Raw genomic sequence first — 23,457 nt, 5'->3', positions numbered from 1 at the left:
ATGATAAAAAGGAGCTCAGAAGTAAATGAAAAAATCAAATAAACTTATCACTGGTATTGTTACGTTAGCATCAGTAATCACTTTGACAGCTTGTCAATCAACCAATGACAATACTAAAGTCGTCTCAATGAAGGGTGATACCATTAGTGTTAGCGACTTTTATAATGAAATCAAAAATACAGAAGTTTCTCGGAAAGCTATGTTACACCTTTTAATTGGTCGTGTTTTTGAAGCTCAGTATGGTGATAAAGTATCTAATAAGGAAGTCGAAAAAGCTTATAATAAAACTGCTGACCAATATGGTGCTTCATTCTCGGGAGTTTTGGCCCAGGCAAGTTTGACGCCAGAGACTTACAAAAAACAAATTCGCTCATCAAAATTAGTAGAATACGCTGTTAGAGAAGCTGCCAAAAAAGAATTAACAACTAAAGAATATCAAAAAGCTTATGAATCCTATACTCCAACAATGGCAGCACAAGTTATTACTCTTGATAGCGAGGAAAAGGCTAATCATACCTTAGAAGAAGTAAAAGCGGAGGGAGCAGATTTTGCTACTATTGCTAAAGAAAAGACAACATCAGCAGATAAAAAAGTTGCCTACAAGTTTGACTCAGGGACAACAACTTTACCAGCAGATGTCGTTAAAGCAGCATCAAGCTTGAAAGAGGGGGAGATGTCAGAAGTAATTTCAGTATTGGATCCTACCACTTATCAAAATAAGTTTTACATTATCAAAGTAAACAAAAAAGCTGAAAAGAAAGCTGACTGGAAAGTTTATCAAAAACGTTTGAAAGCTATTATTCTTGCTGAAAAAACAAAAGATGTAAATTTCCAAAACAAAATTATTGCTAAGGCTTTAGATAAAGCTAACGTTAAAATTAAAGACAAGGCATTTGCTAATATTTTAACGCAGTATGCTAATCTTGATAAGAAGTCTAATGCTGAAAGCACAAATAAAAAGACACCAGCATCAGCTGAAACCCCTGCTTCGGAAAAAACAGAAGCTAGCCAGCCAGAGGCAGGCCAATCTGAAGCAACACCAGCTGAAGGAACTGCTGATACTCAAACAGGTGAGACTGCTGCTCAATAATAAGTTTTCATTGACTAATCAGTAAAAAAAACTTATAATAATTTAGTTAAGAATTGTTTATCAAGGATTAGATACAGAAAAGTGACGGTTGCTGCGAGTCATGGATAATCAGATAGACATGCTACTTAGCTTTATAACAATTGATATAATAAAATAAGAATGACAAGTTCATTGAATAGAGGTGGTACCGCGGTTTTCGCCCTCTGTGAGATGGACTTGTTTTGTTTTGAAGACTATTTGAAATCAACGAAAGGAATAGAGTAAACTAGATTGACTAAGATTATAGTAGGTCATCTAGTGAAGAAATGGTTGTGCTAGTTTTTGTATTCACATGGCAAGATTTAGCAAGCTTCTATTTCGCTTACTCTTTGTATCTCATTTTTTATGAAACACTTATCATCTGCTGAAATTCGTCAAATGTGGTTAGATTTTTGGCAATCAAAAGGTCATTCGGTTGAACCTTCTGCTAACCTTGTTCCTGTTAATGATCCCACTCTTCTTTGGATTAATTCAGGGGTTGCTACTCTCAAAAAATATTTTGATGGCTCTGTTATTCCTGAAAATCCACGGATTACTAACGCGCAAAAATCTATTCGTACCAATGATATTGAAAACGTAGGTAAAACAGCCCGCCACCACACCATGTTTGAAATGCTTGGAAACTTCTCTATCGGAGATTATTTCCGTAATGAAGCTATCGAATGGGGCTTTGAGTTGTTAACGAGCCCGGAATGGTTTGATTTTCCAAAAGAAAAACTTTACATGACTTACTATCCGGAAGATAAGGATTCTTACAATCGCTGGTTGGCGCTTGGTGTTGATCCGAGTCACCTGATTCCTTTAGAAGACAATTTCTGGGAAATTGGTGCGGGTCCTTCAGGTCCGGACACTGAGATTTTCTTTGACCGTGGAGAAGCTTTTGATCCAGAAAATATTGGGATTCGTTTGCTCGAGGAAGATTTGGAAAATGATCGCTACATTGAAATCTGGAACATCGTTTTATCTCAATTCAATGCTGATCCAGAAGTGTCACGTTCAGAGTACAAAGAATTACCAAATAAAAACATTGATACGGGCGCTGGTTTAGAACGTCTGGTAGCGGTGATGCAAGGGGCTAAAACAAACTTTGAAACTGATTTGTTCATGCCAATCATCAAGGAAGTCGAAAAACTGTCTGGTCAAACTTACGATCAAGACGGGGACAACATGAGCTTTAAGGTCATTGCAGACCATATTCGTGCTCTATCATTTGCGATCGGTGACGGCGCTCTTCCAGGTAATGAAGGTCGCGGCTATGTGCTTCGCCGTTTGCTTCGTCGTGCGGTCATGCATGGACGTAAACTTGGTATCAAAGAAACCTTCCTTTACAAACTGGTTCAAACTGTAGGGGAAATCATGGCTTCCTACTATCCAGAAATCCTTGAAAAACGTGACTTCATCGAGAAAATTGTTAAACGCGAAGAAGAGACTTTTGCTCGTACCATTGATGCTGGTTCAGGTCATTTGGATCAATTGCTGGCGCAGTTAAAAGAAGCTGGTAAAGATACCCTAGAAGGTAAAGATATCTTCAAATTGTATGATACCTATGGTTTCCCAGTTGAATTGACTGAGGAAATGGCAGAAGAAGCTGGTTACAAAATTGATCATGATGGTTTCAAGGCTGCCATGAAAGAACAGCAGGACCGTGCCCGTGCAGCTGTTGTTAAAGGCGGATCAATGGGGATGCAAAATGAAACCCTTGCTGGTATTACCGAACCATCAACCTTCTTGTATGAAACGGAAACTGTTGATGCTCGTCTAGCTGTTATTATTGTCGATAATGAACGTAGTGAAGTCGTGTCAGAAGGTCAAGCCTTACTTGTCTTTGACCAAACGCCATTCTATGCTGAAATGGGTGGACAAGTGGCGGACCGCGGGGTCATTAAAAATGCTAATGGAAACATTGTTGCTCGTGTAACAGATGCTCAAAAAGCACCAAATGGGCAAGCCTTGCATAAGGTAGATGTCTTAGCTAGTTTAGCCCTCAACACTGTTTACACTCTTGACATCGATCACAAGCGTCGTTATGCTGTTGAGAAAAATCACACAGCAACTCACTTGTTGCATGCAGCCCTTCACAACATTATAGGTGATCATGCTACCCAAGCGGGGTCTTTAAACGAGGAAGAATTCTTACGTTTTGACTTCACTCATTTTGAAGCTGTAACAGCAGATGAGCTTCGTCGCATTGAAGAAGAGGTTAACCAACAAATCTGGAAGGCTCTTGCTATCACAACAACTGAAACTGATGTAGAAACCGCTAAATCAATGGGAGCTATGGCACTCTTTGGTGAGAAATATGGTAAAACTGTTCGTGTGGTTCAAATCGGTGATTATTCTGTTGAGCTTTGTGGAGGAACTCATTTAAGCAATACTTCGGAAATTGGTCTTTTCAAGATTCTTAAAGAAGAAGGTATTGGTTCAGGAACACGTCGTATTTTAGCTGTTACGGGTCAACAGGCCTTTGAAAGCTTCCGCAAGCAAGAAGATGCGTTGAAAGAGATCGCTCACACATTGAAAGCTCCACAAATAGATCAAGTTCCTGCTAAGGTTGTGAGTCTAAGTGAACAGCTCCGCGATTTGCAAAAAGAAAATGCAGAGCTTAAAGAAAAAGCTGCAGCAGCCCAAGCTGGTGATGTCTTTAAAGAGGTCAAGGAAGTAAATGGCTTGCGCTATATTGCTAGTCAAGTGTCTGTATCTGATGCAGGCGCCCTACGTACCTTTGCTGATAATTGGAAACAAAAAGACTACTCAGAGGTGCTAGTTCTAGTAGCAGCAATTGGTGAGAAAGTTAATGTCCTCGTGGCAAGCAAGTCTAAAGAAGTTCATGCAGGTAACATGATTAAAACGTTAGCGCCTATTGTGTCAGGTCGTGGTGGTGGGAAACCAGATATGGCAATGGCCGGTGGTTCAGATGCCTCTAAGATTTCTGATTTGATTGCAGCAGTTCCGGAGCAATTTTAATCAGATAAACTCAAAAACCAAGCTCCTAGGAGCTTGGTTTTTGACTATCTTCATAGGAAATTTGACAATAATCATAACTTTTTTGACTATTATCGTTGTCAATGAAGAAGGGATGTGTTACAATATTGGTAACGCAAAGACATGAGGAGGTGTTAGAGAAAATGACACATGGCATCAAAGGTAAGAGTAGGCAGATTTGCCTATGGTCAGCTATCCTGACTCTTTTCATTTTAAGTTATCATCTTATCAGAGTAATCTGGTTTGGAGCACCCTTGAGTTATCTTGTTTTGGGGTTTACAGGGTTAACCTTACTGTTGAATACTTTTTCTTATCTTAGAAAGTGAGTAAAAGAAGGACGGAGAAGATATCAATGGAGGTTGTTCTTAAAAATCGGCTCAAAGAATTACGAGCCAGAGATGGTATTAATCAAACGGAAATGGCAAAACTTGCAGGTGTATCGAGACAGACCATCAGTCTCATTGAGCGTAACGAATATACCCCATCAATTGTAATTGCCATGAAAATTGCTAAGGTGTTTCACGAACCAGTTGAAGAGGTGTTTCGTCTAGTGGAGGTCGAGGAATGAAAAAGAAGAAGAATAGTTTTTTACGCTTGTTAAAAATATTATTGCTATCAAGTTTGGCGGGAGGGATCATAGGTGGCATGGTTGGAGCCTTTTTAGGTTACCATGGAGGGAGATTAGATCATCTCACGTTCCTAAAAGACGATGTGATTAACCTGATTATCTTATTAAATCGTCTGGTAGTTGTCACAGGACTCACACTCTCTTTTGTTTTTTTAACGCAACTGAAAAAAGAGACGGCTGTTTATAACACAATTGAAGAGGATGATTATTCTGAAAAAGGTTACCGTCAGCTGAATAAAAAGCATGCTTATACCATGTTATTGATTGCCGTAGCTTCTATTTTATCCATGTGTAATGTGCTACTTGGTCTGACCTTAACCAATGATTCACAGCATGCCATGCTGGCCATTCCGCTTCTGGATATCCTTTTATTACTAATGGCCATTCCTTTTCAAGCTTTAGCCATGAAACGTTACAATGCCATTCGGGGAACCGATGTTCCTTATTTTCCAAATTTGAAAGAATTAAAACATAATATCATGGCTCTAGATGAGGCAGAATTACAAGCCTATCACAAGACATCGTTTGAAAGTGTGTTGTCCCTAAATGGTTTCATTATCCCTTGCTTGTATGTGATTTTATTTTTTATCTATCTATTCACTGGTCAAGTGGAATTGACAGCTATCCTAGTTTTGGTGTTAATTCAGCTTTATTTACTCTTTAAGAGTGCAACAATGACCAGACAATTTTATCGTTAGCCTAAAAGGAGACTACTTATGAAAGTATTCATTAATTGTTTAAAAATAGCAGCGCTTATTATTCTCGCTTTGGTTTTCAATGCCCTTCCGATGATCTTATTGCAAAAGCAACATGATATTCCTATGGGGGTTAATTGGGGAATTGGAATGACCTACTTAGTTATTGTAGGGATTACTCTTGTCTGTTTATGGCGTCTTTATCAAAATAAGGAGGACACCTCTATTAAACAGCAAAAAATGAGACTAGTTGACTGGGGCTATCTGGCTTTATTTTGGTTAATAGGACGTGTGATTGCCATTGTAGGAACACTCCTAAATCAAGCCTGGTCTGGACAAGAAATTAGTACCAATGATGCTGCGATACATACCTTAGCTGGATTTATCAAAGGTGGTTTTCCTCTCTATACCGCTTTATTTGTTTTGGTGATTGCTTTAATAGCACCAATTATGGAAGAGTTGGCCTTTAGAGGGTTTCCAATGACCGATCTCTTTAGAGGAAAATTACTTAAAGTGGCAGGTTTAGTGACCTCTCTTGTTTTTGCCTTACCGCATGCTACTAATATTATTGAATTTGTCATGTATACCTGTATGGGAATCCTCCTTTTCGTTGCCTATCAAAGACGAGGGAATTTAAGAGATTCCATTTTACTTCATATTTTCAATAATTTATTCCCAGCTATTACGTTACTACTAATGGGATTAGGAATCCTATAAGAAAAAACGCTTCGATATCATTATCGAGGCGTTTTTAAAAATGAGGGTCGTTTACTGATTTGGTTGTCCACGCTTGAGCAAGTCTTTTTTTGATGATGTGATAGGAATGATAAGTCATATAAGCTCCTAGATTGGCGACAGCTAAGGGAACAATGGTCGTCAAGGATTGACCGGTGATTTCAAGTAGGAAAAGTGGTGCGGTCAAGGGCATCTTATTAATGATACCTAAAAAGAGTGAGGCACCAATGATAATGGCTAAGGTAGGTGATAGAGGTAAGGAGAAAAAGTGTTGACTAAAACTCGCCAAGAGTAAACTACTAGCACCTCCAAGCATCATAGAAGGAGCAATTTTCCCCCCTTTTGCTTCAGAAGCAAAAACTAAATAGATAGCGACAGCTTTGGCAACTAGTAGCCAGCTAATATAGCTCAAATGTGGTTCTTCATGGAGAAAAAAGAGTAAACCAGCTTTGCCATTTCCTAAAATCTCTGGAAAGAAAATACTGAGTCCTGCGATAAGGCTAAAAGCGATGAAGACTTTCGGAATAAACCAAAGACTTTTGGCATCAGCCTTAGGAAGGTGTTTCAAAAGATGTTTATAAGCGTGAGCAAAGAGGGAAAGGATAAGACCAGCCAGGACGGACCAAATAAGGGTTCCTAGCGTCCAATGTTGCTGAGGCATTAGGTATTGAATCTCATGTCGGCCTTGTAATAAAGCAACTGTTTCCACAGCCACATAGCTTGTTAGGCAGGCAGCGTATATATTTTTAAGGGACCAACGGTTAAGAATAGCTTCCAAAATAAATAAAATAGTGGCTAAGGGAGCATTGTAGACAGCACCAAGGGCAGCGCCAGAAGCACAGGCCAATAAAAGCTTTTGCTCGGCTTTGGACAAGTTACCTCTCTGTGTCCAAAAGGAGGTCACAGCCACAGCAACTTCACGTGATGCCCCTTCTCTGCCAACCGGTGCCCCCATTGAAACGGTGCTTAATTGTAGCCAGCCGTGCCAAAATTGTGTCCAGGGGCTAAATTGAGTGTCATCATCAAGGGTTTTCTGAATGGATTGAATAGCTGTTCCTTTTTTGGCTAGTAGATGCCACCCAAGTCCTGCAAGAAGTCCAGCCATGAGTAGGGACAGACCACGCCGTTCTGGGGGAACACTTGCAATCATGGTGCTAAAAGAGCCCTGACTGAATCCAAAGCTCAGAGTTTGAATCAGATGGATTGCCTCTGTCAACAAAAAAGCAACAAGACCAGCTGTCAAACCTGTTACAATAAGGTAACCACTCCAAAGTAAAAAATGTCGTTTCATAAGATTATTATAGCAAAAGATAAGAAAAGAGGCTGATTTGATATCAACCTCGTCAGAATGCTTAGAGCCCGTAATTATAGTCATCGTCAGACATAGCTTCCACGGAACCAAGGAGATAGCCATTTCCAACCTGTGAGAAAAAGTCATGGTTGGAAGTTCCTGTTGAAATACCATTCATAACGATAGGGTTAACATCATTAGCGGTATCTGGGAAGAGAGGGTCTTGGCCTAGGTTCATTAAAGCCTTATTGGCATTATAGCGAAGGAAAGTCATAACTTCTTCGGTCCAGCCTACACCATCATAGAGAGTCTTTGTATAATCTTCTTCGTTCTCATATAATTGGTAAAGGAGATCATACATCCACTCGCGGAAGGTTTCCTGCTCAGCTTCTGGCAATTCATTGAAGCCAAGTTGGAACTTGTAACCGATATAGGTTCCGTGAACGGATTCATCACGGATAATCAATTTAATGATTTCAGCAACGTTGGCTAATTTGTTGTTACCAAGATAGTATAGAGGAGTGAAGAAGCCTGAATAAAAAAGGAAGGTTTCAAGATAAGTGGAAGCTACTTTCTTTTGCAACGCATCACCATGCTCATAAATCTCATTGATGATTTGAGCTTTCTTTTGTAAAAATTTGTTATTGTTGGTCCATTCAAAAATCTCTTCAATTTCTTTTTTGGTGTTTAAGGTTGAAAAGATGGACGAGTATGATTTAGCGTGAACTGATTCCATAAATTGAATATTGTTCAAGACAGCTTCTTCATGAGGCGTACGAACGTCTTGACGAATAGCTTCAACTCCTGATTCAGACTGCATGGTGTCAAGCAGGGTAAGGCCCCCAAAGACCTTGCCGACCAAATCTTTTTCAAGGTCAGAAAGTTTACGCCAATCATCTAAATCATTTGATAAGGGAATGCGAGTGTCAAGCCAGAATTGTTCCGTCAGCTTTTCCCAAGTTGATTTGTCAATGACATCTTCGATTTCATTCCAGTTAATTGCTTCATAATATGTTGTCATTTCTAAAGTTCTCCTAAAGAGTAGTCGATATGAAAAATCATATCATAAGCTAGTAACCCATTCTTGAGTGGTTTACTGGCGTTTTTTATTATCAAATTCTGATACTGATGATTTAGTGACTAACCAGTGGACGTGTATCAATTAAGTATTTTTCCCAATTAAATGACACAAGACTCACATTGGTTTGCACCAACTTCTTCCCCATCATCCGTAAAGGTGCGGATATAGTAGATAGATTTAATACCTTTATTGAAAGCGTAATTTCGTAAAATAGAAAGGTCACGAGTGGTTTGCTTACTTTCTGTTTTCCATTCATAGAGTTCCATTGGCAACTCACTGCGAAGGAAAAGAGTCAATGACAAGCCTTGATCCACATGTTCGGTTGCAGCAGCATAGACATCGATAACCTTACGCATGTCCATATCATACGCAGACGTGTAATAAGGAATAGTATCCGTTGACAAGCCATTTGCTGGGTAGTAAATCTTACCAATTTTCTTTTCTTGACGCTCTTCGATGCGTTGTGTGATGGGGTGGATAGAAGCAGAGCAGTCATTAATATAAGAAATAGAGCCATTTGGAGCAACTGCAAGACGGTTTTGATGGTAAAGACCATCTTTTTGAACGGCGTCACGAAGAGCCTCCCAATCTGAAGCTTGCGGAATAAAATGGTTCTTGAACAGGTCTTTCACCAGATCAGATTTTGGAACAAATTGACCTGTGATATATTTGTCAAAGTAGGTTCCATCAGCGTATTTTGACTTGTCAAAACCAACAAAGGTGGTCTGGCGTTCACGAGCGATATTATTGGATTCGACGAGAGTCCAATAGTTCATGAGCATGAAATAAATATCAGTGAATTCGATGGATTCTGGGCTACCATATTCAATATGATGTTGAGCTAAGTAAGAATGAAGTCCCATTGCCCCAAGACCAAAAGTATGAGCTTGGCTATTGCCATGTTTAATGGTTGGAACAGCTTCGATGCTTGATGAGTCGGTCACGAAGGTTAAAGCACGTGTCATGGTTTTAATAGAACGTCCAAAGTCTGGAGACGTCATCATGTTAAGAATATTGGTTGAGCCGAGGTTACATGAGATGTCAGTTCCCATTTGTAAGAATTCTTGTGCATCATTGATAAGGCTAGGTGTCTGAACTTGTAAAATTTCAGAACACAAGTTGCTCATGATGATTTTTCCATCGATAGGATTAGCTTTATTAGCGGTATCAATATTGATAATATAAGGGTAGCCAGATTCTTGTTGCAATTTTGAAATCTCTGTCTCAAGATCCCGAGCTTTGATTTTAGTCTTAGTAATTTTAGGATTAGCCACTAACTCATCGTACATGTTGGTGATGTCGAGATAGTTGAAGGGAATGCCATATTCTTTTTCAACATTATAAGGACTAAAGAGATACATATCCTCATTTTTACGAGCTAATTCGTAGAATTTATCAGGAACGGTAATCCCCAATGACAAGGTTTTCACACGCACCTTTTCATCAGCATTTTCTTTTTTAGTAGATAAGAAAGCGATAATATCCGGGTGGAAAACATTTAGGTAAACAACACCAGCTCCTTGACGTTGCCCAAGTTGATTTGAATAAGAAAAACTATCTTCAAACAGCTTCATAACAGGAACAACCCCTGAAGCTGCCCCAGCATACCCTTTAATTGGTGCCCCAGCTTCACGCAGGTTAGAAAGGGTAATACCAACTCCCCCACCGATACGAGATAATTGCAAGGCAGAGTTAATAGAACGTCCGATAGAGTTCATGTCATCTGTAACTTGAATCAAGAAACAAGACACTAATTCGCCACGACGGCTTCGACCAGCATTTAAAAAAGAAGGAGTTGCCGGTTGGTAGCGCTGGTTGATCATTTCAATGGCTAAGTCTTTAGCAAGGGTTTCGTTACCATCTGCAAAATACAGAGCATTAAACATAACACGGTCTTCAAGGCTTTCTAAATAATAGTCTCCATCATTTGTTTTTAAGGCATACTGCTGATAAAATTTATAAGCTGCCATGAATGATTTGAATTGGAAATTTTCTGTCTTGATGACGTCAGCTAATTCAGTAATAAATTCAGGACGGTATTTCTGAATAAAAGCTGATTCAATGTAATCATTTGAGATTAAATACTCAATTTTTTCCGTAACGGAGGCAAAAGACATGGTGTTTGGAAGCACATTTTCAGTGAAAAAAGCTTCTAAAGCTTCTTTATCTTTATGGAGTGGAATTTTACCGCCAACAGGACGGTTAATTTCATTATTTAGGCGGAAATAAGAAATATCGCCAAGATCTTTGAGACTCATATTATTTTTCCTTGTCTTATTAAATCAGTTCTTTTAATTTTGCAGGTTGGAAGCCAGAAAATACGAGGTTATCCGCTTCGATAACAGGAGCAGACGTGAACCCGAGACTTTTCACATACTCAACTTTTTCAGGATGTTCATCGATATTAATTTCCTGGAAGTTAGCCCCATGTTGTTCTAAAAACTTCTTGGTCATTTTGCACTGCATGCAATTATTTTTTGAATATACTGTAATCATGTCTTGCCCCTCTATAGTGATGAGTATTCCATTTTTTTAAATAGAATTACTATAATAGCATATAAAAAAACATTCCAAAAAGCAAGATTTTGAGTTAAAAAAGCACTATATCTTGTGTCTAATATTTAGAAACCCTTCTAAATATTGTGGTTAAGCTCTTCTGGAAAAGAAATGCTAAATTGTCAGTGTTAGTTGTATGAAAAAAATTTAACACAAAAAGAAAACTAATGAAAACAACGTGAGAATATCATGAAAACAAATGCAGATTTTTCCTGTCTCAGATATTTAATCTTGAAAATAAAATCGCAATATGCTATAATGTGATATTGTAAGGGTTATCATATGATGGCTCAAAAATACACAACTTAAAAGGAGAACCATAATATGGCTTCAAAAGACTTTCACATTGTTGCAGAAACAGGTATTCATGCACGTCCAGCTACTTTGCTTGTTCAAACAGCTAGCAAATTTGCTTCAGATATCACTCTTGACTACAAAGGTAAAGCAGTAAACCTTAAATCAATCATGGGCGTTATGAGTCTTGGTGTTGGTCAAGGTGCTGATGTAACAATCTCAGCTGAAGGTGCTGACGCTGAAGATGCAATCGCAGCAATCGAAGAAACAATGACTAAAGAAGGATTGGCATAAGACTATGACAGAAATGCTTAAAGGAATCGCAGCCTCTGATGGTGTTGCCGTTGCTAAAGCATATCTACTAGTTCAGCCGGATTTGTCATTTGAGACTGTTACAGTCGAAGATACAAATGCAGAAGAAGCTCGCCTTGATGTTGCACTCCAAGCTTCACAAGACGAGCTTTCTGTTATCCGTGAAAAGGCAGTAGAAAGCTTAGGCGAAGAAGCGGCAGCCGTTTTTGATGCACATTTGATGGTTCTTGCTGACCCAGAAATGATCAGCCAAATTAAAGAAACTATTCGCGCAAAACAAACGAATGCAGAAACAGGTCTTAAAGAAGTGACTGACATGTTCATCACTATCTTTGAAGGCATGGAAGATAACCCATACATGCAAGAACGTGCAGCGGACATCCGCGATGTTGCAAAACGTGTGTTGGCTCACCTTTTAGGTGTGAAACTTCCAAACCCAGCTACAATCAATGAAGAATCAATCGTTATTGCACACGATTTGACACCTTCAGATACTGCTCAGCTTAACAAACAATTTGTAAAAGCATTTGTTACAAATATCGGTGGTCGTACAAGTCACTCTGCTATCATGGCACGTACACTTGAGATCGCTGCGGTACTTGGAACAAATGATATTACAAAACGTGTTAAAGATGGCGACATGATTGCTGTTAACGGTATCACTGGTGAAGTCATTATTGATCCAAGTGAAGATCAAATCCTCGCTTTCAAAGAAGCTGGTGCTGCTTATGCCAAACAAAAAGCAGAGTGGGCCCTCCTTAAAGATGCGCATACTGAAACAGCTGACGGCAAACACTTTGAATTGGCTGCTAACATCGGAACGCCAAAAGACGTTGAAGGTGTTAATGACAATGGTGCTGAAGCTGTTGGTCTTTACCGTACTGAGTTCTTGTACATGGATTCTCAAGACTTCCCAACTGAAGACGAACAATACGAAGCTTATAAAGCAGTGCTTGAAGGCATGAATGGCAAACCTGTTGTGGTTCGTACAATGGATATTGGTGGAGATAAGGAACTTCCTTACTTTGACCTTCCAAAAGAAATGAACCCATTCCTCGGTTTCCGTGCTCTTCGTATTTCAATCTCTGAAACTGGAGATGCTATGTTCCGTACACAAATGCGTGCTCTTCTTCGCGCCTCTGTTCACGGACAACTTCGTATCATGTTCCCAATGGTAGCTCTTCTTAAAGAATTCCGTGCTGCAAAAGCAGTCTTTGACGAAGAAAAAGCAAACTTGCTTGCAGAAGGTGTTGCAGTAGCGGATGACATCCAAGTTGGTATCATGATTGAAATTCCTGCGGCTGCTATGCTTGCAGACCAATTTGCTAAAGAAGTTGATTTCTTCTCAATTGGAACAAATGATTTGATCCAATACACTATGGCAGCAGACCGTATGAACGAGCAAGTATCATACCTTTACCAACCATACAACCCATCAATCCTACGTTTGATCAACAATGTGATTAAAGCAGCGCATGCTGAAGGTAAATGGGCAGGTATGTGTGGTGAGATGGCGGGTGATCAACAAGCTGTTCCGCTTCTTGTCGGAATGGGACTTGATGAGTTCTCTATGTCAGCAACATCTGTTCTTCGTACACGTAGCTTAATGAAGAAACTTGATTCTGCTAAAATGGAAGAATATGCAAATCGTGCTCTTACAGAATGTTCAACAGCAGAAGAAGTTCTTGAACTTTCTAAAGAATACGTTTCTGAAGATTAATAGCAAAAGAGTTGGAAATTTCCAACTCTTTTTATTATTCTTTCAGTAAAATAATTTGAAACCTCAAACAATTTGTCGAAATTTTCTGATACTTTACATATCCAACTGTTGAAATATCAGAGAAAAGTGATAGAATAGGATTACTATCGTAAAAGGAGATAAAATGTTGACAACACAATATAAAAATTTAGTGAACGGTGATTGGAAACTTTCAGAAAGTGATATTAAGATTTACGCCCCAGCAACAGGCGAAGAGTTGGGATCAGTTCCAGCGATGACGCAGGCAGAGGTAGATGCTGTTTACGCTTCAGCTAAAATGGCTCTCCCAGCTTGGCGTGCCCTATCTTATGTAGAACGTGCAGCTTATTTACATAAGACTGCTGATATCTTGGTGCGTGATGCTGAGAAGATTGGTGCTGTTCTATCAAAAGAAGTCGCAAAAGGCCACAAGGCAGCAGTGAGTGAAGTTATTCGTACTGCTGAAATCATTAATTATGCAGCAGAAGAAGGCCTTCGTATGGAAGGCGAAGTTCTGGAAGGCGGTAGCTTCGAAGCAGCAAGTAAGAAGAAGATTGCTATTGTTCGTCGTGAACCAGTTGGTTTAGTTCTTGCTATTTCTCCATTTAACTACCCTGTTAATTTGGCAGGTTCTAAAATTGCTCCAGCTCTTATTGCAGGAAATGTTGTTGCTCTTAAACCACCAACACAAGGCTCTATTTCTGGTTTGTTACTAGCAGAAGCTTTTGCAGAAGCTGGTATTCCAGCAGGTGTCTTTAATACCATTACAGGGCGAGGTTCTGTTATCGGTGATTACATCGTTGAGCACGAAGCGGTTAACTTTATCAACTTTACAGGTTCTACTCCAATTGGAGAAGGAATCGGTAAATTAGCGGGTATGCGACCAATTATGCTTGAGCTTGGTGGTAAGGATTCTGCTATCGTTTTGGAAGATGCAGATCTTGCTTTAGCAGCGAAAAATATTGTAGCAGGTGCTTTTGGTTACTCAGGACAGCGTTGTACAGCGGTTAAACGCGTTCTTGTGATGGACAAGGTGGCTAATCAATTGGCGGCTGAGATTAAAACACTTGTTGAAAAACTGAGTGTCGGAATGCCTGAAGACGATGCTGATATCACACCATTAATTGATACAAAAGCAGCTGATTTTGTTGAGGGGTTGATTAAAGATGCTGCAGATAAGGGAGCAACTGCTTTGACAACCTTTAACCGTGAGGGCAATCTTATTTCACCCGTTCTCTTTGATCATGTGACAACTGACATGCGTTTGGCATGGGAAGAACCATTCGGTCCAGTATTACCAATTATTCGTGTCACTTCTGTGGAAGAAGCTATTGAGATTTCCAACGCTTCTGAATATGGTTTACAGGCATCCATCTTTACGAATAACTTCCCCAAAGCTTTTGGAATTGCTGAGCAATTAGAAGTCGGAACTATTCACCTCAACAATAAAACACAACGTGGAACAGATAATTTCCCATTCTTAGGTGCTAAAAAATCAGGTGCAGGTGTTCAAGGAGTTAAATACTCTATTGAAGCCATGACTACGGTAAAATCTGTTGTTTTTGATATTCAATAAATGAGAAAGTTAGGGTGACCTAACTTTTTTTCATTTATTTTTTACTTTTATTGTGTTAAAATGGCAATACAATAGGAGGCAACACGTGAAAAAAATCAATCTTATTCTCGTTAGTTTATTAAGTATAGTACTATTGGGTTTGATTTTCATTTCTGTTAACCAGTGGGAAATCAAAAAAGAGAGTCATCAGTTGGTTTTAGCTGAAAAGAAGAAGTCATCACAGGTAACCATTAAATCTGTTAAGAAAATCAAAGTGGATCAAAAGGATTATTATTATTTTTCACCTCTAAACAATGCAGATGACTTTTTTGTCAACAATTTACCGGTTTCCATGTATAAGGATGAGCCAGTTGATAAAGCAGTTATTTTATTGAAACCTGAATGGCATCCATCACAATTAAAAGGCATTCATAAAATGACAATTTCAAAGAAAGTTTATCAGAAAAAATGGTTTCATTTGAAAAAAGTATCAGAAAAAGTTGTTAGTTCTTATCATGTGACAGATGATTTTCAACGGTTTGCGTTGACAGACTTGGTGTCAGGACATCTTGAAAGAATTAGTCAAGAGGTAGAAAAAAGGTATCCTGATAAAGCTTTTCATATAACAGCTGATGATCAGTTGAGTGAAAGTAACCATCTAGTCACTGATCACTTTGATGTGAGTGCAGGTCACTTGGTTTTAGGAGAGGGACTTAGTATTCCTTTATCACGTTTATTTGACGTGATTAATCCAGACTTTCTGGATACTGCAGATAAGGTAGCTTATGATGAGTATATAGCTCAGAAAAAAGTAGAGGAAGAAGCTAAACACCCTCAAAAATTAGTGGCTTTAACCTTTGATGACGGTCCTGATCCACGCACAACCCCTCAAGTACTAGATATTTTGGCCAAGTATCAAGCTAAGGGGACTTTCTTTATGATGGGGTCTAAGGTTGCTGGTAATGAAGCTCTAGTCAAACGGGTGAGTGAAGCAGGGCATGAGATTGGGAACCATTCTTGGGATCATCCTAACATGACTAAATTGACAGTGGATCAGATTCAATATCAGGTGAACGCTACTAATCAAGCCATTAGCAAGGCTTGTGGAAAGAAACCCTTGTATCTAAGGCCTCCTTATGGTGCAACTAATGACACCGTGCAGCGGGCTTCAGGTTTGGCACAAATGTTGTGGACCGTTGATACAAGGGATTGGGAAAACCACAGCACGGCAGGGATTATGGCTAATATTAAAAAGCAGTTACAACCTGGCGGCGTTGTTTTAATGCATGATATTCATCAGACGACAGTGAATGCTCTTCCCACTGTTATGGAATATCTTAAGACTGAAGGTTATCAATGTGTGACTGTTTCAGACCTTTATAACCACCATTAAGAATTAAGGAAATTGGTGTTCCTTCATTTGACGTTAATCAAAAAATCCCCTAACTTTTCATTGCTAAAGTTAGGGGATTTTTGTAGATTTTGGCTTGGATTCTGGAGGATACAGCTAGTTCAATGCTTCACTTTCCCACACAGTTGGCTTTTAAGTCATTGGTATTTTGGAAATGGTTGTGTTACCTTCCCCGAGAGAGCTGAGAAGAGTAGAATCTTATGGCTTTATCCCTCAGCATCTATCGATGGTATTTTAATAGAGTATGTTAGGAGTAGTCATTATTTTTTGGGGAGAAGTTGTTGGTTTCTGAGTTGAATTTCAGATACTTTGGCGAATTTTTTTAACTTTTTGATGTCCTCAGGGTGGCTAACAAAGGTAATAACGATGCCAGATTTTCCCATACGGCCGGTTCGTCCAGCTCTGTGAGTATAATGTTCCTTATCCCGAGCAACATCAAAATGAATAACATACTCAAGATTATCAATATCAATGCCCCGAGCAACAAGGTCCGTAGCTAGCAATAAAGAGAGTCGGTGGGATTTGAATTTTTCGAGAATGGTTTTACGGAATTTGACATTAATGTCACTCGCTAAGGAAACCGCAGCAGCGCCGTTATATTGGAGACGTTCCTCCGTAGCACCCAAATCAGATAAACTATTGAAAAAGACCAAAGCCCTAAAGTCAGGGATATTAGCAAATTTTCGCAATAAATCTGTACGTTCGCGTTTATCCGTCATCAAGTAAAAATGCTCAATGGCATCGTTGGTTTGCTCGGAAAGATCTATTAATAAAGTATTCTCTTCTAAGGAAGTTTGGTCGACCTTGTTGGTAGCGCTCATGTATACCATTTGATGGTCACGAGGAACATAGCGGCTGATTCTTTGGACAAAATCATACTGAGAGTCGCTCAATAATTCATCATATTCGTCTAGTATAATGGTATTGACTGACATCATTTTGATTTTTTTCAATTTAATGAGTTCAAAAATACGGCCAGGTGTTCCAACCAGAATTTCTGGCCCTTTTTTGAGACGTTCGATTTGGCGTTTTTGACTGGTCCCAGAAATAAAGAGTTGTGCGGTTAAGCCTAATGGCTCTGCCCATTCCTTTGCGACCTCAAAAATTTGGCCGGCTAATTCGGTGTTAGGGGCTAAGATAAGAAGTTGTTGTGATTTTTTAGGAGTCAGGGTTAAAAGAGTGGGGAAAAGATAAGCTAAGGTTTTACCTGTTCCAGTTGGACTGACGCCAAGGAGGTTTTTGCCATCAAAAATAGGCTGGAAAGCCTGTTCTTGGATTGGTGTCAGCTTGGTAAATGCGATTTGGTCAAGTTTTTCTTGCCATTGAGGCGGAAATATAGTGATCATGATAGGTCCTTTTACTATTGTTTCTATATTCATTATAGCATTATAGTCTTAATTTTGGTAAAATAGTGAGAAAGACTTTTTAGATTTGGAGTTTAAAATGCTTAAAAAACCGATTATTATTGGTGTAACTGGTGGTTCAGGTGGTGGTAAAACAAGTGTGTCACGTGCTATTTTGGATAGCTTTCCAAATGCCCGCATTGCAATGATTCAACACGATTCTTACTACAAAGATCAGTCTCATATGAGTTTTGAAGAAAGGGTCAAGACCAATTATGACCATCCTCTAGCTTTTGATACAGATTTTATGATTCAACAATTAAAAGAATTATTAGCTGGTCGACCAGTGGATATTCCAATTTATGATTACAAAAAGCATACCCGTAGTGACAAGACCTTCCGTCAAGATCCTCAAGATGTTATTATTGTTGAAGGGATCTTGGTTTTGGAGGATGAGCGTCTTCGTGAGTTAATGGATATTAAATTATTTGTGGACACGGATGATGATATTCGTATTATTCGTCGTATTAAGCGCGACATGATGGAACGTGGCAGAAGCTTAGAAAGCATCATTGACCAATACACAAGCGTGGTGAAGCCGATGTATCATCAGTTTATTGAGCCCAGTAAACGCTATGCTGATATTGTTATTCCTGAAGGGGTCAGCAATGTCGTTGCTATTGATCTCATTAACACTAAGATTGCTAGTATCCTTGGTGAAGTCTAATTCATAACTGAGCGGATTACTTCAATCTGCTTTTTTAGTGTCAGGGAAAGGAGGAGAAGATGTTACAGATCTGGTTAATAGGTGCTCTTGTATGGAATAGCATAGTTTTCATCTTATATGTCTTAGATAAGAGAAGGGCAGTTAGGGGACAGTGGCGCATTAGTGAAAAAACTTTATTACTGGTAACCCTTGCTTGTGGAGGTTTAGGGGCCTGGTTAGCGGCTAACTATTATCATCACAAAACACGAAAATGGTATTTCGTCTTAACTTGGTATTTGGGAATGTTGCTGGGCTTGTTAGTTACCTATATGATTAGCACAGCTAACTATTAAAAACTCCTTAACCATGACGGAGATGGTTAAGGAGTTTTGTCTGTCTATAAACGCTTATTGGAGTCCAAAGCATCGATTTTTTGAAAAAGGTTGATAAAGATTAGTAGCGTCAATGTTCCCAAGGCAATCGTAAGACCACTGAAATTGGTGAGAGGAGAGTTCCAAATAAAGTGCAAGACTAGTGGGCTTAGCAGCCAAAAAAGCTGCTGACATCTAGAAAAGGTCGTAGAGCCTTTGAGAAGTAGGTAAAGTCCCATAGTAAAGATAGCAGTATAGACCCAGTGAGACGTGGCAGCACCACTGATGCGCTCGAAAGTAGTCGGTAAAAGGCTGTCTAGAGATTTGCTAGCTGCTTGGCTAAGGTAGCTGATGTCTTCTGTTAACTGGAAGCCCATACCTGCTAGTAAGGCGACAACAAACTTTTCTTTAAGGGAAATGGTTGGAAAGAGAGAGATGACTAAAATAGCTGCAAAGGCTTTAATAGGTTCTTCAACAATAGGAGCGGTTAAGGCATCATTCCAATGACTTAAAAAAGATGTGGAAGGGATAACATGAGACCAAAATTGTCCCATCCATTGGTTACCATGTGAGGCTAGAAATCCTGAGATATAAATTCCCCCTAGAGAGGCAACAGCGACAAGGAATCCAGACATTTGGTAGCGTTTGGCGAGATAGTAAATGCCCACGGAAAAAGGAATCAGGTAAAGGCCAAAGAGACTAGTAGCCAAAATAAGAGCAGAAGCCACTTGATAAGTTGGGACATTGGATAAGAGTCCTAGAAATTCAAATTCAATGCCATTGAGAACAAGGGCAATAAAGAGACTTGGTAAGAGCCATTTAGAATGTATCAGTCGTTTCACGGAAACCTCCTAAATCTTGTATGATGTGTTTAATACTAAAAAGTATACCACAAGTCATCTTGAAAGACTAGAGGTTTTAAAGTCAAATAAGAACTGAAAAAAATGCTTGAAACGATCTAGGTGTGTTATAATGTTTAGTATGAATAAGAGCAAAAAAATTGAACAATACCAACTATTATTAGCACAGGCACAGGGGCTGTTTGCTAATGAGACTAATGTCCTGGCGAACTTGTCAAATGCGAGTGCCCTTTTGAAAATGACTCTTCCCAACTCTGTTTTTGCTGGTTTTTATCTTTTTGATGGGCAAGAGTTAATTTTGGGGCCTTTTCAGGGCGGTGTTTCATGTGTCCGCATTCATCTCGGTAAAGGGGTTTGTGGCGAATCAGCTCAGTCTCGTCGTACCATTATTGTAGATGATGTGAAGCAGCATGCCAACTATATTTCGTGTGATGCAGCAGCTATGAGTGAGATTGTTGTCCCAATGGTAAAAGATGACTGTCTGGTGGGGGTCTTGGATCTAGATTCTAGCCTAGTGGCGGACTATGATGCTATTGATCAAGAATACCTGGAAGCCTTTGTGGCAGTACTTCTCGAGAAAACCACCTTTACTTTTGACATGTTTGGAGTTGAAAACTAATGTATCAAGCCCTTTACCGGAAATATCGGAGTCAAACGTTTGACGAAATGGTAGGACAATCTGTTATTTCCACCACCTTAAAGCAGGCTGTTGAATCGGGGAAGATTAGCCATGCTTATCTCTTTTCAGGCCCTCGAGGGACTGGTAAAACGAGTGCTGCAAAGATTTTTGCTAAGGCTATGAATTGCCCTAATCAAGTCAATGGGGAGCCGTGCAATCAGTGTGACATTTGCCGAGATATCACGAATGGTAGCTTGGAAGATGTGATTGAAATTGATGCAGCCTCTAACAATGGTGTTGATGAAATTCGCGATATTCGAGATAAATCAACCTACGCACCAAGTCGTGCGACGTACAAGGTTTATATTATTGATGAGGTTCACATGCTATCAACAGGGGCCTTTAATGCCCTGTTAAAAACCTTGGAAGAGCCAACGGAAAATGTCGTTTTTATCCTCGCAACAACGGAATTGCACAAAATTCCGGCTACTATTTTATCACGCGTGCAACGTTTTGAATTTAAAGCGATTAAGCAAAAGGCAATTCGCGAGCATCTGGCAGGTATTCTAGATAAAGAAGGTCTAACTTATGAAGTGGACGCCTTGAATCTCATTGCTAGGCGGGCAGAAGGAGGAATGCGAGATGCCTTATCTATTTTAGATCAGGCTTTGAGCCTCTCACCAGATGACCAGGTAACCATGGCGATTGCAGAAGAAATCACGGGATCTATTTCTATGGTGGCATTAGATGACTATGTTCAGCATCTGATGGAAAATCAAGCAACTCAAGCACTCCAAGCTTTAGAGACTATTTATGATAGTGGCAAAAGTATGAGCCGTTTTGCAACGGACTTGTTAACTTATCTGCGGGATTTACTGGTAGTGAAGGCTGGTGGTGACAATCAGCGACAATCGGCTCTTTTTGATGTCAATTTGTCGTTGCCAACGGAGCGTATTTTTCAAATGATAGCGGTAGTGACCAACCATTTGCCAGAAATCAAAAAAGGAACTCACCCACGCATTTATGCTGAAATGATGACTATTCAGCTAGCTAAAGAAGAAGGAGTAGCGTTACCATCAGGTTCGTCACCAGATGTGACGACTGAAATTGAGGGACTTAAACGTGAACTTGATCAGCTTAAGCAAGCCATGGCACAATTGCAAGCCAGTCCACCACTTGCTCCTGCCAAAGCAGCACAGGCTAAACCGAAACTAACCACTTACAAGATCGATCGGGTGAAAATACTGAAAATCATGGAAGAAACGGTTCAAGATAGTCAGCAATCGCGCCAATACTTAGAAGCCCTAAAAACAGCTTGGAATGAAATTTTAGACAGTATCTCAGCCCAAGATAGAGCCTTACTAATGGGATCAGAGCCTGTTCTGGCCAATAGTGAGAATGCTATTTTAGCTTTTGAAGCTGCTTTTAATGCTGAGCAAGCAATGAAGCGTACTGATTTGAATGCGATGTTCGGTAACATTATGAGCAAGGCAGCAGGTTTTTCGCCTAATATTTTGGCAGTCCCTAAAGCTGATTTTCATCACATTCGTTCTGAGTTTGCCTTACAATTGAAAACTCAAAAGGCTCCTGACTCTACAGAAGAGGCGATAGAAGAAACCCTTGAGATTCCAGAAGGATTTGATTTTCTAGTTGACAAAATTAATGCCGTTGAGGATTAAACATTATTAGCTGTTAATTAACCAGTAACGCTAAAGGTAAGCCTATTAGGCTTACCTTTAGCGTTTTTTTATCTAATATTCTAGCCACTCCTCTAATAGTAGAAGTGAGATCAAAAAAGATTTATGCTTTCTTGGGTATCCAAGAAAGCATAAATCTGTGTGGATTCTTCATAGAATCATTTTTTCTGTTATAATAGGGTTATGAGTATTCGACAATTTCTTTTTATGGCCTTTGTATGTGCCTTTGAAACCTATTTTTTTAATGACCTGTTGCTCTCTGGAAATTACCTTTTCGCTTTATTTTGGGGCTTGTTACTCTTTAGGGATTTAAGACGAGTGCATACCATTAACCAATTGACTAAAACCATTTTAAAAGCGGCTAATTCTCCCAAGAAGAAAGACTGATTTCACCGCTTCGAAGGGTTTGGAGGTCACCATTTTCAAACTGTACAATGAGGTGTCCTTGATCTGTCAGATCAATAGCAGTCGCACGTTTTTCCTGATTATTTTCCATAAAAGTCACTTGTTTATTGAGAACAAGTGATTTTTCTTTGTAGACTTTAACATGGTCTTTGACAGGGATGGATAAGAAAAGTTTCCAAATGTCGATGATTAGGTCGTTGCGTGTGATGCTTGGTTTTTCGATAAAGAGAGAACCTGCCTTTTGAGCAATGGCTTCTGGGAAGTCGGTGACAAAAAAGTTGAGGCCAACACCAATAATCACATCAGTGATTAAACCAGTTTCAACAGATGTGATGGCTTCTGTTAAAATACCCGCGATTTTATGTTTCCCCAGATAAATATCATTGACCCATTTGATTTCGGCATCGATACCTGTTAATCTCGAGATGGCCTTGACGATGCTAGAAGCGACCATCATCGTATAAGGCGGCATATCGGCATAAGGAATATTTGGTCTCAAGTGTAGCGACATGTAGATACCGCCATTTTTAGCAGCAAAGAACTGACGTTCCAAGCGCCCCTTGGCGGATTGTTGGCTAGGAGCTAAATAAAGTCTAGGAGTGCTGTTATGAGCTTCGATTCCTTGTTTTGCATCTAATTGGGTAGATTGGCTGTGAGGGATATAGGTAACTGGCATCCCAAGTCCTTGGCTAATGGTTTTGGGTAATAAAATATCACCTTGTATCATGCGGTAGCCCTTGTGTTTTAAAGAATCAATTTGAATCCCCTGGTTTTCGAGACTTTTAATAGACTTCCAGACAGATGTGCGAGAAAGGTTGAGTTGCTCAGCGAGGTATTCGCCACTGATAAAGTCATCAGTTTGAGATAGTAGTTGGTAAATTTTTTCGGATGTTTTCATATTTCTAGTATAATGTAAAAGCGTTAGATTTCAAGAGAAAAGATGAAAACTGAATTATCATTCAATTTTAATAAAGTATATTGAATATGAAAAAGATTGCAAAAAAATTTTTATTAGTATATAATTAACTAGTTAACATCATAATTAACTA

Annotated in this window: 21 protein-coding genes; 14 read left to right on the top strand and 7 right to left on the bottom strand. The window is 39.4% G+C overall.

From position 1 onward, the window contains the following. Positions 1 to 25: 25 nt before the first annotated feature. The 5 genes from prsA to DYD17_RS07375 all read left to right on the top strand — a co-directional run bounded on the left by prsA (position 26) and on the right by DYD17_RS07375 (position 6,151). Positions 26 to 1,090 carry a peptidylprolyl isomerase PrsA gene (gene prsA / locus DYD17_RS07395; RefSeq protein WP_003051511.1) on the top strand — a complete coding sequence of 355 codons (1,065 nt, stop codon included), beginning with the start codon at positions 26 to 28 and terminating at the stop codon, positions 1,088 to 1,090. Between the two features lie 384 nt (positions 1,091 to 1,474). Beyond that, positions 1,475 to 4,093 (top strand): alanine--tRNA ligase, encoded by a 2,619-nt coding sequence (alaS, locus tag DYD17_RS07390; RefSeq protein ID WP_115252975.1) that lies wholly within the window; start codon positions 1,475 to 1,477, stop codon positions 4,091 to 4,093. Between the two features lie 370 nt (positions 4,094 to 4,463). Continuing rightward, positions 4,464 to 4,679 carry a helix-turn-helix transcriptional regulator gene (locus tag DYD17_RS07385; protein WP_003051509.1) on the top strand — a complete coding sequence of 72 codons (216 nt, stop codon included), beginning with the start codon at positions 4,464 to 4,466 and terminating at the stop codon, positions 4,677 to 4,679. After that, positions 4,676 to 5,437 carry a DUF3169 family protein gene (locus DYD17_RS07380; protein WP_003051506.1) on the top strand — a complete coding sequence of 254 codons (762 nt, stop codon included), beginning with the start codon at positions 4,676 to 4,678 and terminating at the stop codon, positions 5,435 to 5,437. Before DYD17_RS07385 ends, DYD17_RS07380 begins: the two co-directional genes overlap by 4 nt. An 18-nt stretch (positions 5,438 to 5,455) precedes the next feature. Continuing rightward, positions 5,456 to 6,151: a CPBP family intramembrane glutamic endopeptidase gene (locus DYD17_RS07375; protein ID WP_115252974.1), complete on the top strand. Its 696-nt coding sequence runs from the start codon at positions 5,456 to 5,458 to the stop codon at positions 6,149 to 6,151. Positions 6,152 to 6,185: 34 nt separating this feature from the next. On the opposite strand, the gene DYD17_RS07370 is transcribed toward DYD17_RS07375, so the two are convergent. The 4 genes from DYD17_RS07370 to DYD17_RS07355 all read right to left on the bottom strand — a co-directional run bounded on the left by DYD17_RS07370 (position 6,186) and on the right by DYD17_RS07355 (position 11,037). After that, complete coding sequence (locus DYD17_RS07370) at positions 6,186 to 7,544, bottom strand: chloride channel protein (RefSeq protein ID WP_115276445.1); 1,359 nt, start codon at positions 7,542 to 7,544, stop codon at positions 6,186 to 6,188. Beyond that, entirely contained in the window at positions 7,522 to 8,481 is a 960-nt protein-coding gene (nrdF, locus tag DYD17_RS07365) for a class 1b ribonucleoside-diphosphate reductase subunit beta (protein ID WP_003051499.1), read from the bottom strand. The genes DYD17_RS07370 and nrdF overlap by 23 nt, the downstream gene beginning before the upstream one ends. Positions 8,482 to 8,639: 158 nt before the next feature. Then, entirely contained in the window at positions 8,640 to 10,799 is a 2,160-nt protein-coding gene (gene nrdE, locus DYD17_RS07360) for a class 1b ribonucleoside-diphosphate reductase subunit alpha (protein WP_115252972.1), read from the bottom strand. A 19-nt stretch (positions 10,800 to 10,818) separates the two neighbouring features. Further along, positions 10,819 to 11,037: a redoxin NrdH gene (locus DYD17_RS07355; RefSeq protein WP_003051493.1), complete on the bottom strand. Its 219-nt coding sequence runs from the start codon at positions 11,035 to 11,037 to the stop codon at positions 10,819 to 10,821. 384 nt (positions 11,038 to 11,421) lie between these two features. On the opposite strand from DYD17_RS07355, the gene DYD17_RS07350 reads away from it, so the two are divergent. From DYD17_RS07350 to DYD17_RS07335, 4 genes are all read left to right on the top strand, one after another. Then, complete coding sequence (locus tag DYD17_RS07350) at positions 11,422 to 11,685, top strand: phosphocarrier protein HPr (protein WP_002984031.1); 264 nt, start codon at positions 11,422 to 11,424, stop codon at positions 11,683 to 11,685. 4 nt (positions 11,686 to 11,689) lie between these two features. Continuing rightward, the gene (ptsP, locus tag DYD17_RS07345; RefSeq protein WP_003051490.1) at positions 11,690 to 13,423 is read left to right on the top strand and encodes a phosphoenolpyruvate--protein phosphotransferase; all 1,734 of its coding nucleotides are present in this window, start codon (positions 11,690 to 11,692) and stop codon (positions 13,421 to 13,423) included. Positions 13,424 to 13,589: 166 nt separating this feature from the next. After that, positions 13,590 to 15,017, top strand: a complete 1,428-nt coding sequence (locus DYD17_RS07340; RefSeq protein ID WP_003051488.1) for an NADP-dependent glyceraldehyde-3-phosphate dehydrogenase — start codon at positions 13,590 to 13,592, stop codon at positions 15,015 to 15,017. Positions 15,018 to 15,102: 85 nt separating this feature from the next. Beyond that, the gene (locus DYD17_RS07335; RefSeq protein WP_115276444.1) at positions 15,103 to 16,389 is read left to right on the top strand and encodes a polysaccharide deacetylase family protein; all 1,287 of its coding nucleotides are present in this window, start codon (positions 15,103 to 15,105) and stop codon (positions 16,387 to 16,389) included. Positions 16,390 to 16,667: 278 nt separating this feature from the next. On the opposite strand, the gene DYD17_RS07330 is transcribed toward DYD17_RS07335, so the two are convergent. Then, entirely contained in the window at positions 16,668 to 17,753 is a 1,086-nt protein-coding gene (locus DYD17_RS07330; protein WP_115252970.1) for a DEAD/DEAH box helicase, read from the bottom strand. A 97-nt stretch (positions 17,754 to 17,850) separates the two neighbouring features. Here DYD17_RS07330 and udk point away from each other — a divergent pair, with 97 nt between their 5' ends. Continuing rightward, positions 17,851 to 18,477 (top strand): uridine kinase, encoded by a 627-nt coding sequence (udk, locus tag DYD17_RS07325; protein WP_003051479.1) that lies wholly within the window; start codon positions 17,851 to 17,853, stop codon positions 18,475 to 18,477. A 59-nt stretch (positions 18,478 to 18,536) separates the two neighbouring features. Continuing rightward, positions 18,537 to 18,809, top strand: a complete 273-nt coding sequence (locus DYD17_RS07320; protein WP_003051477.1) for a DUF1294 domain-containing protein — start codon at positions 18,537 to 18,539, stop codon at positions 18,807 to 18,809. A gap of 44 nt (positions 18,810 to 18,853) precedes the next feature. Here DYD17_RS07320 and DYD17_RS07315 read toward each other — a convergent pair whose 3' ends face one another. Next, complete coding sequence (locus tag DYD17_RS07315) at positions 18,854 to 19,669, bottom strand: PrsW family glutamic-type intramembrane protease (protein ID WP_115252969.1); 816 nt, start codon at positions 19,667 to 19,669, stop codon at positions 18,854 to 18,856. A gap of 139 nt (positions 19,670 to 19,808) precedes the next feature. On the opposite strand from DYD17_RS07315, the gene DYD17_RS07310 reads away from it, so the two are divergent. The 3 genes from DYD17_RS07310 (at position 19,809) to DYD17_RS07300 (ending at position 22,390) form a co-directional block, all read left to right on the top strand. Further along, positions 19,809 to 20,306 (top strand): GAF domain-containing protein, encoded by a 498-nt coding sequence (locus DYD17_RS07310; protein ID WP_115247079.1) that lies wholly within the window; start codon positions 19,809 to 19,811, stop codon positions 20,304 to 20,306. Then, complete coding sequence (dnaX, locus tag DYD17_RS07305) at positions 20,306 to 21,985, top strand: DNA polymerase III subunit gamma/tau (protein ID WP_115252968.1); 1,680 nt, start codon at positions 20,306 to 20,308, stop codon at positions 21,983 to 21,985. Before DYD17_RS07310 ends, dnaX begins: the two co-directional genes overlap by 1 nt. 201 nt (positions 21,986 to 22,186) lie before the next feature. Then, positions 22,187 to 22,390 (top strand): DUF3272 family protein, encoded by a 204-nt coding sequence (locus DYD17_RS07300; RefSeq protein ID WP_003054620.1) that lies wholly within the window; start codon positions 22,187 to 22,189, stop codon positions 22,388 to 22,390. Here the strand turns inward: DYD17_RS07300 and birA are convergent. Then, entirely contained in the window at positions 22,365 to 23,306 is a 942-nt protein-coding gene (gene birA / locus DYD17_RS07295; RefSeq protein ID WP_115276443.1) for a bifunctional biotin--[acetyl-CoA-carboxylase] ligase/biotin operon repressor BirA, read from the bottom strand. The two genes, DYD17_RS07300 and birA, sit on opposite strands and share 26 nt — an antisense overlap. Between the last annotated feature and the right edge of the window lie 151 nt (positions 23,307 to 23,457).

Source organism: Streptococcus dysgalactiae subsp. dysgalactiae, assembly GCF_900459225.1.
Taxonomy (GTDB): domain Bacteria; phylum Bacillota; class Bacilli; order Lactobacillales; family Streptococcaceae; genus Streptococcus; species Streptococcus dysgalactiae.
Note: the sequence above shows the minus strand (reverse complement) of the source record. Positions and strands in the feature narration are given on the sequence as shown.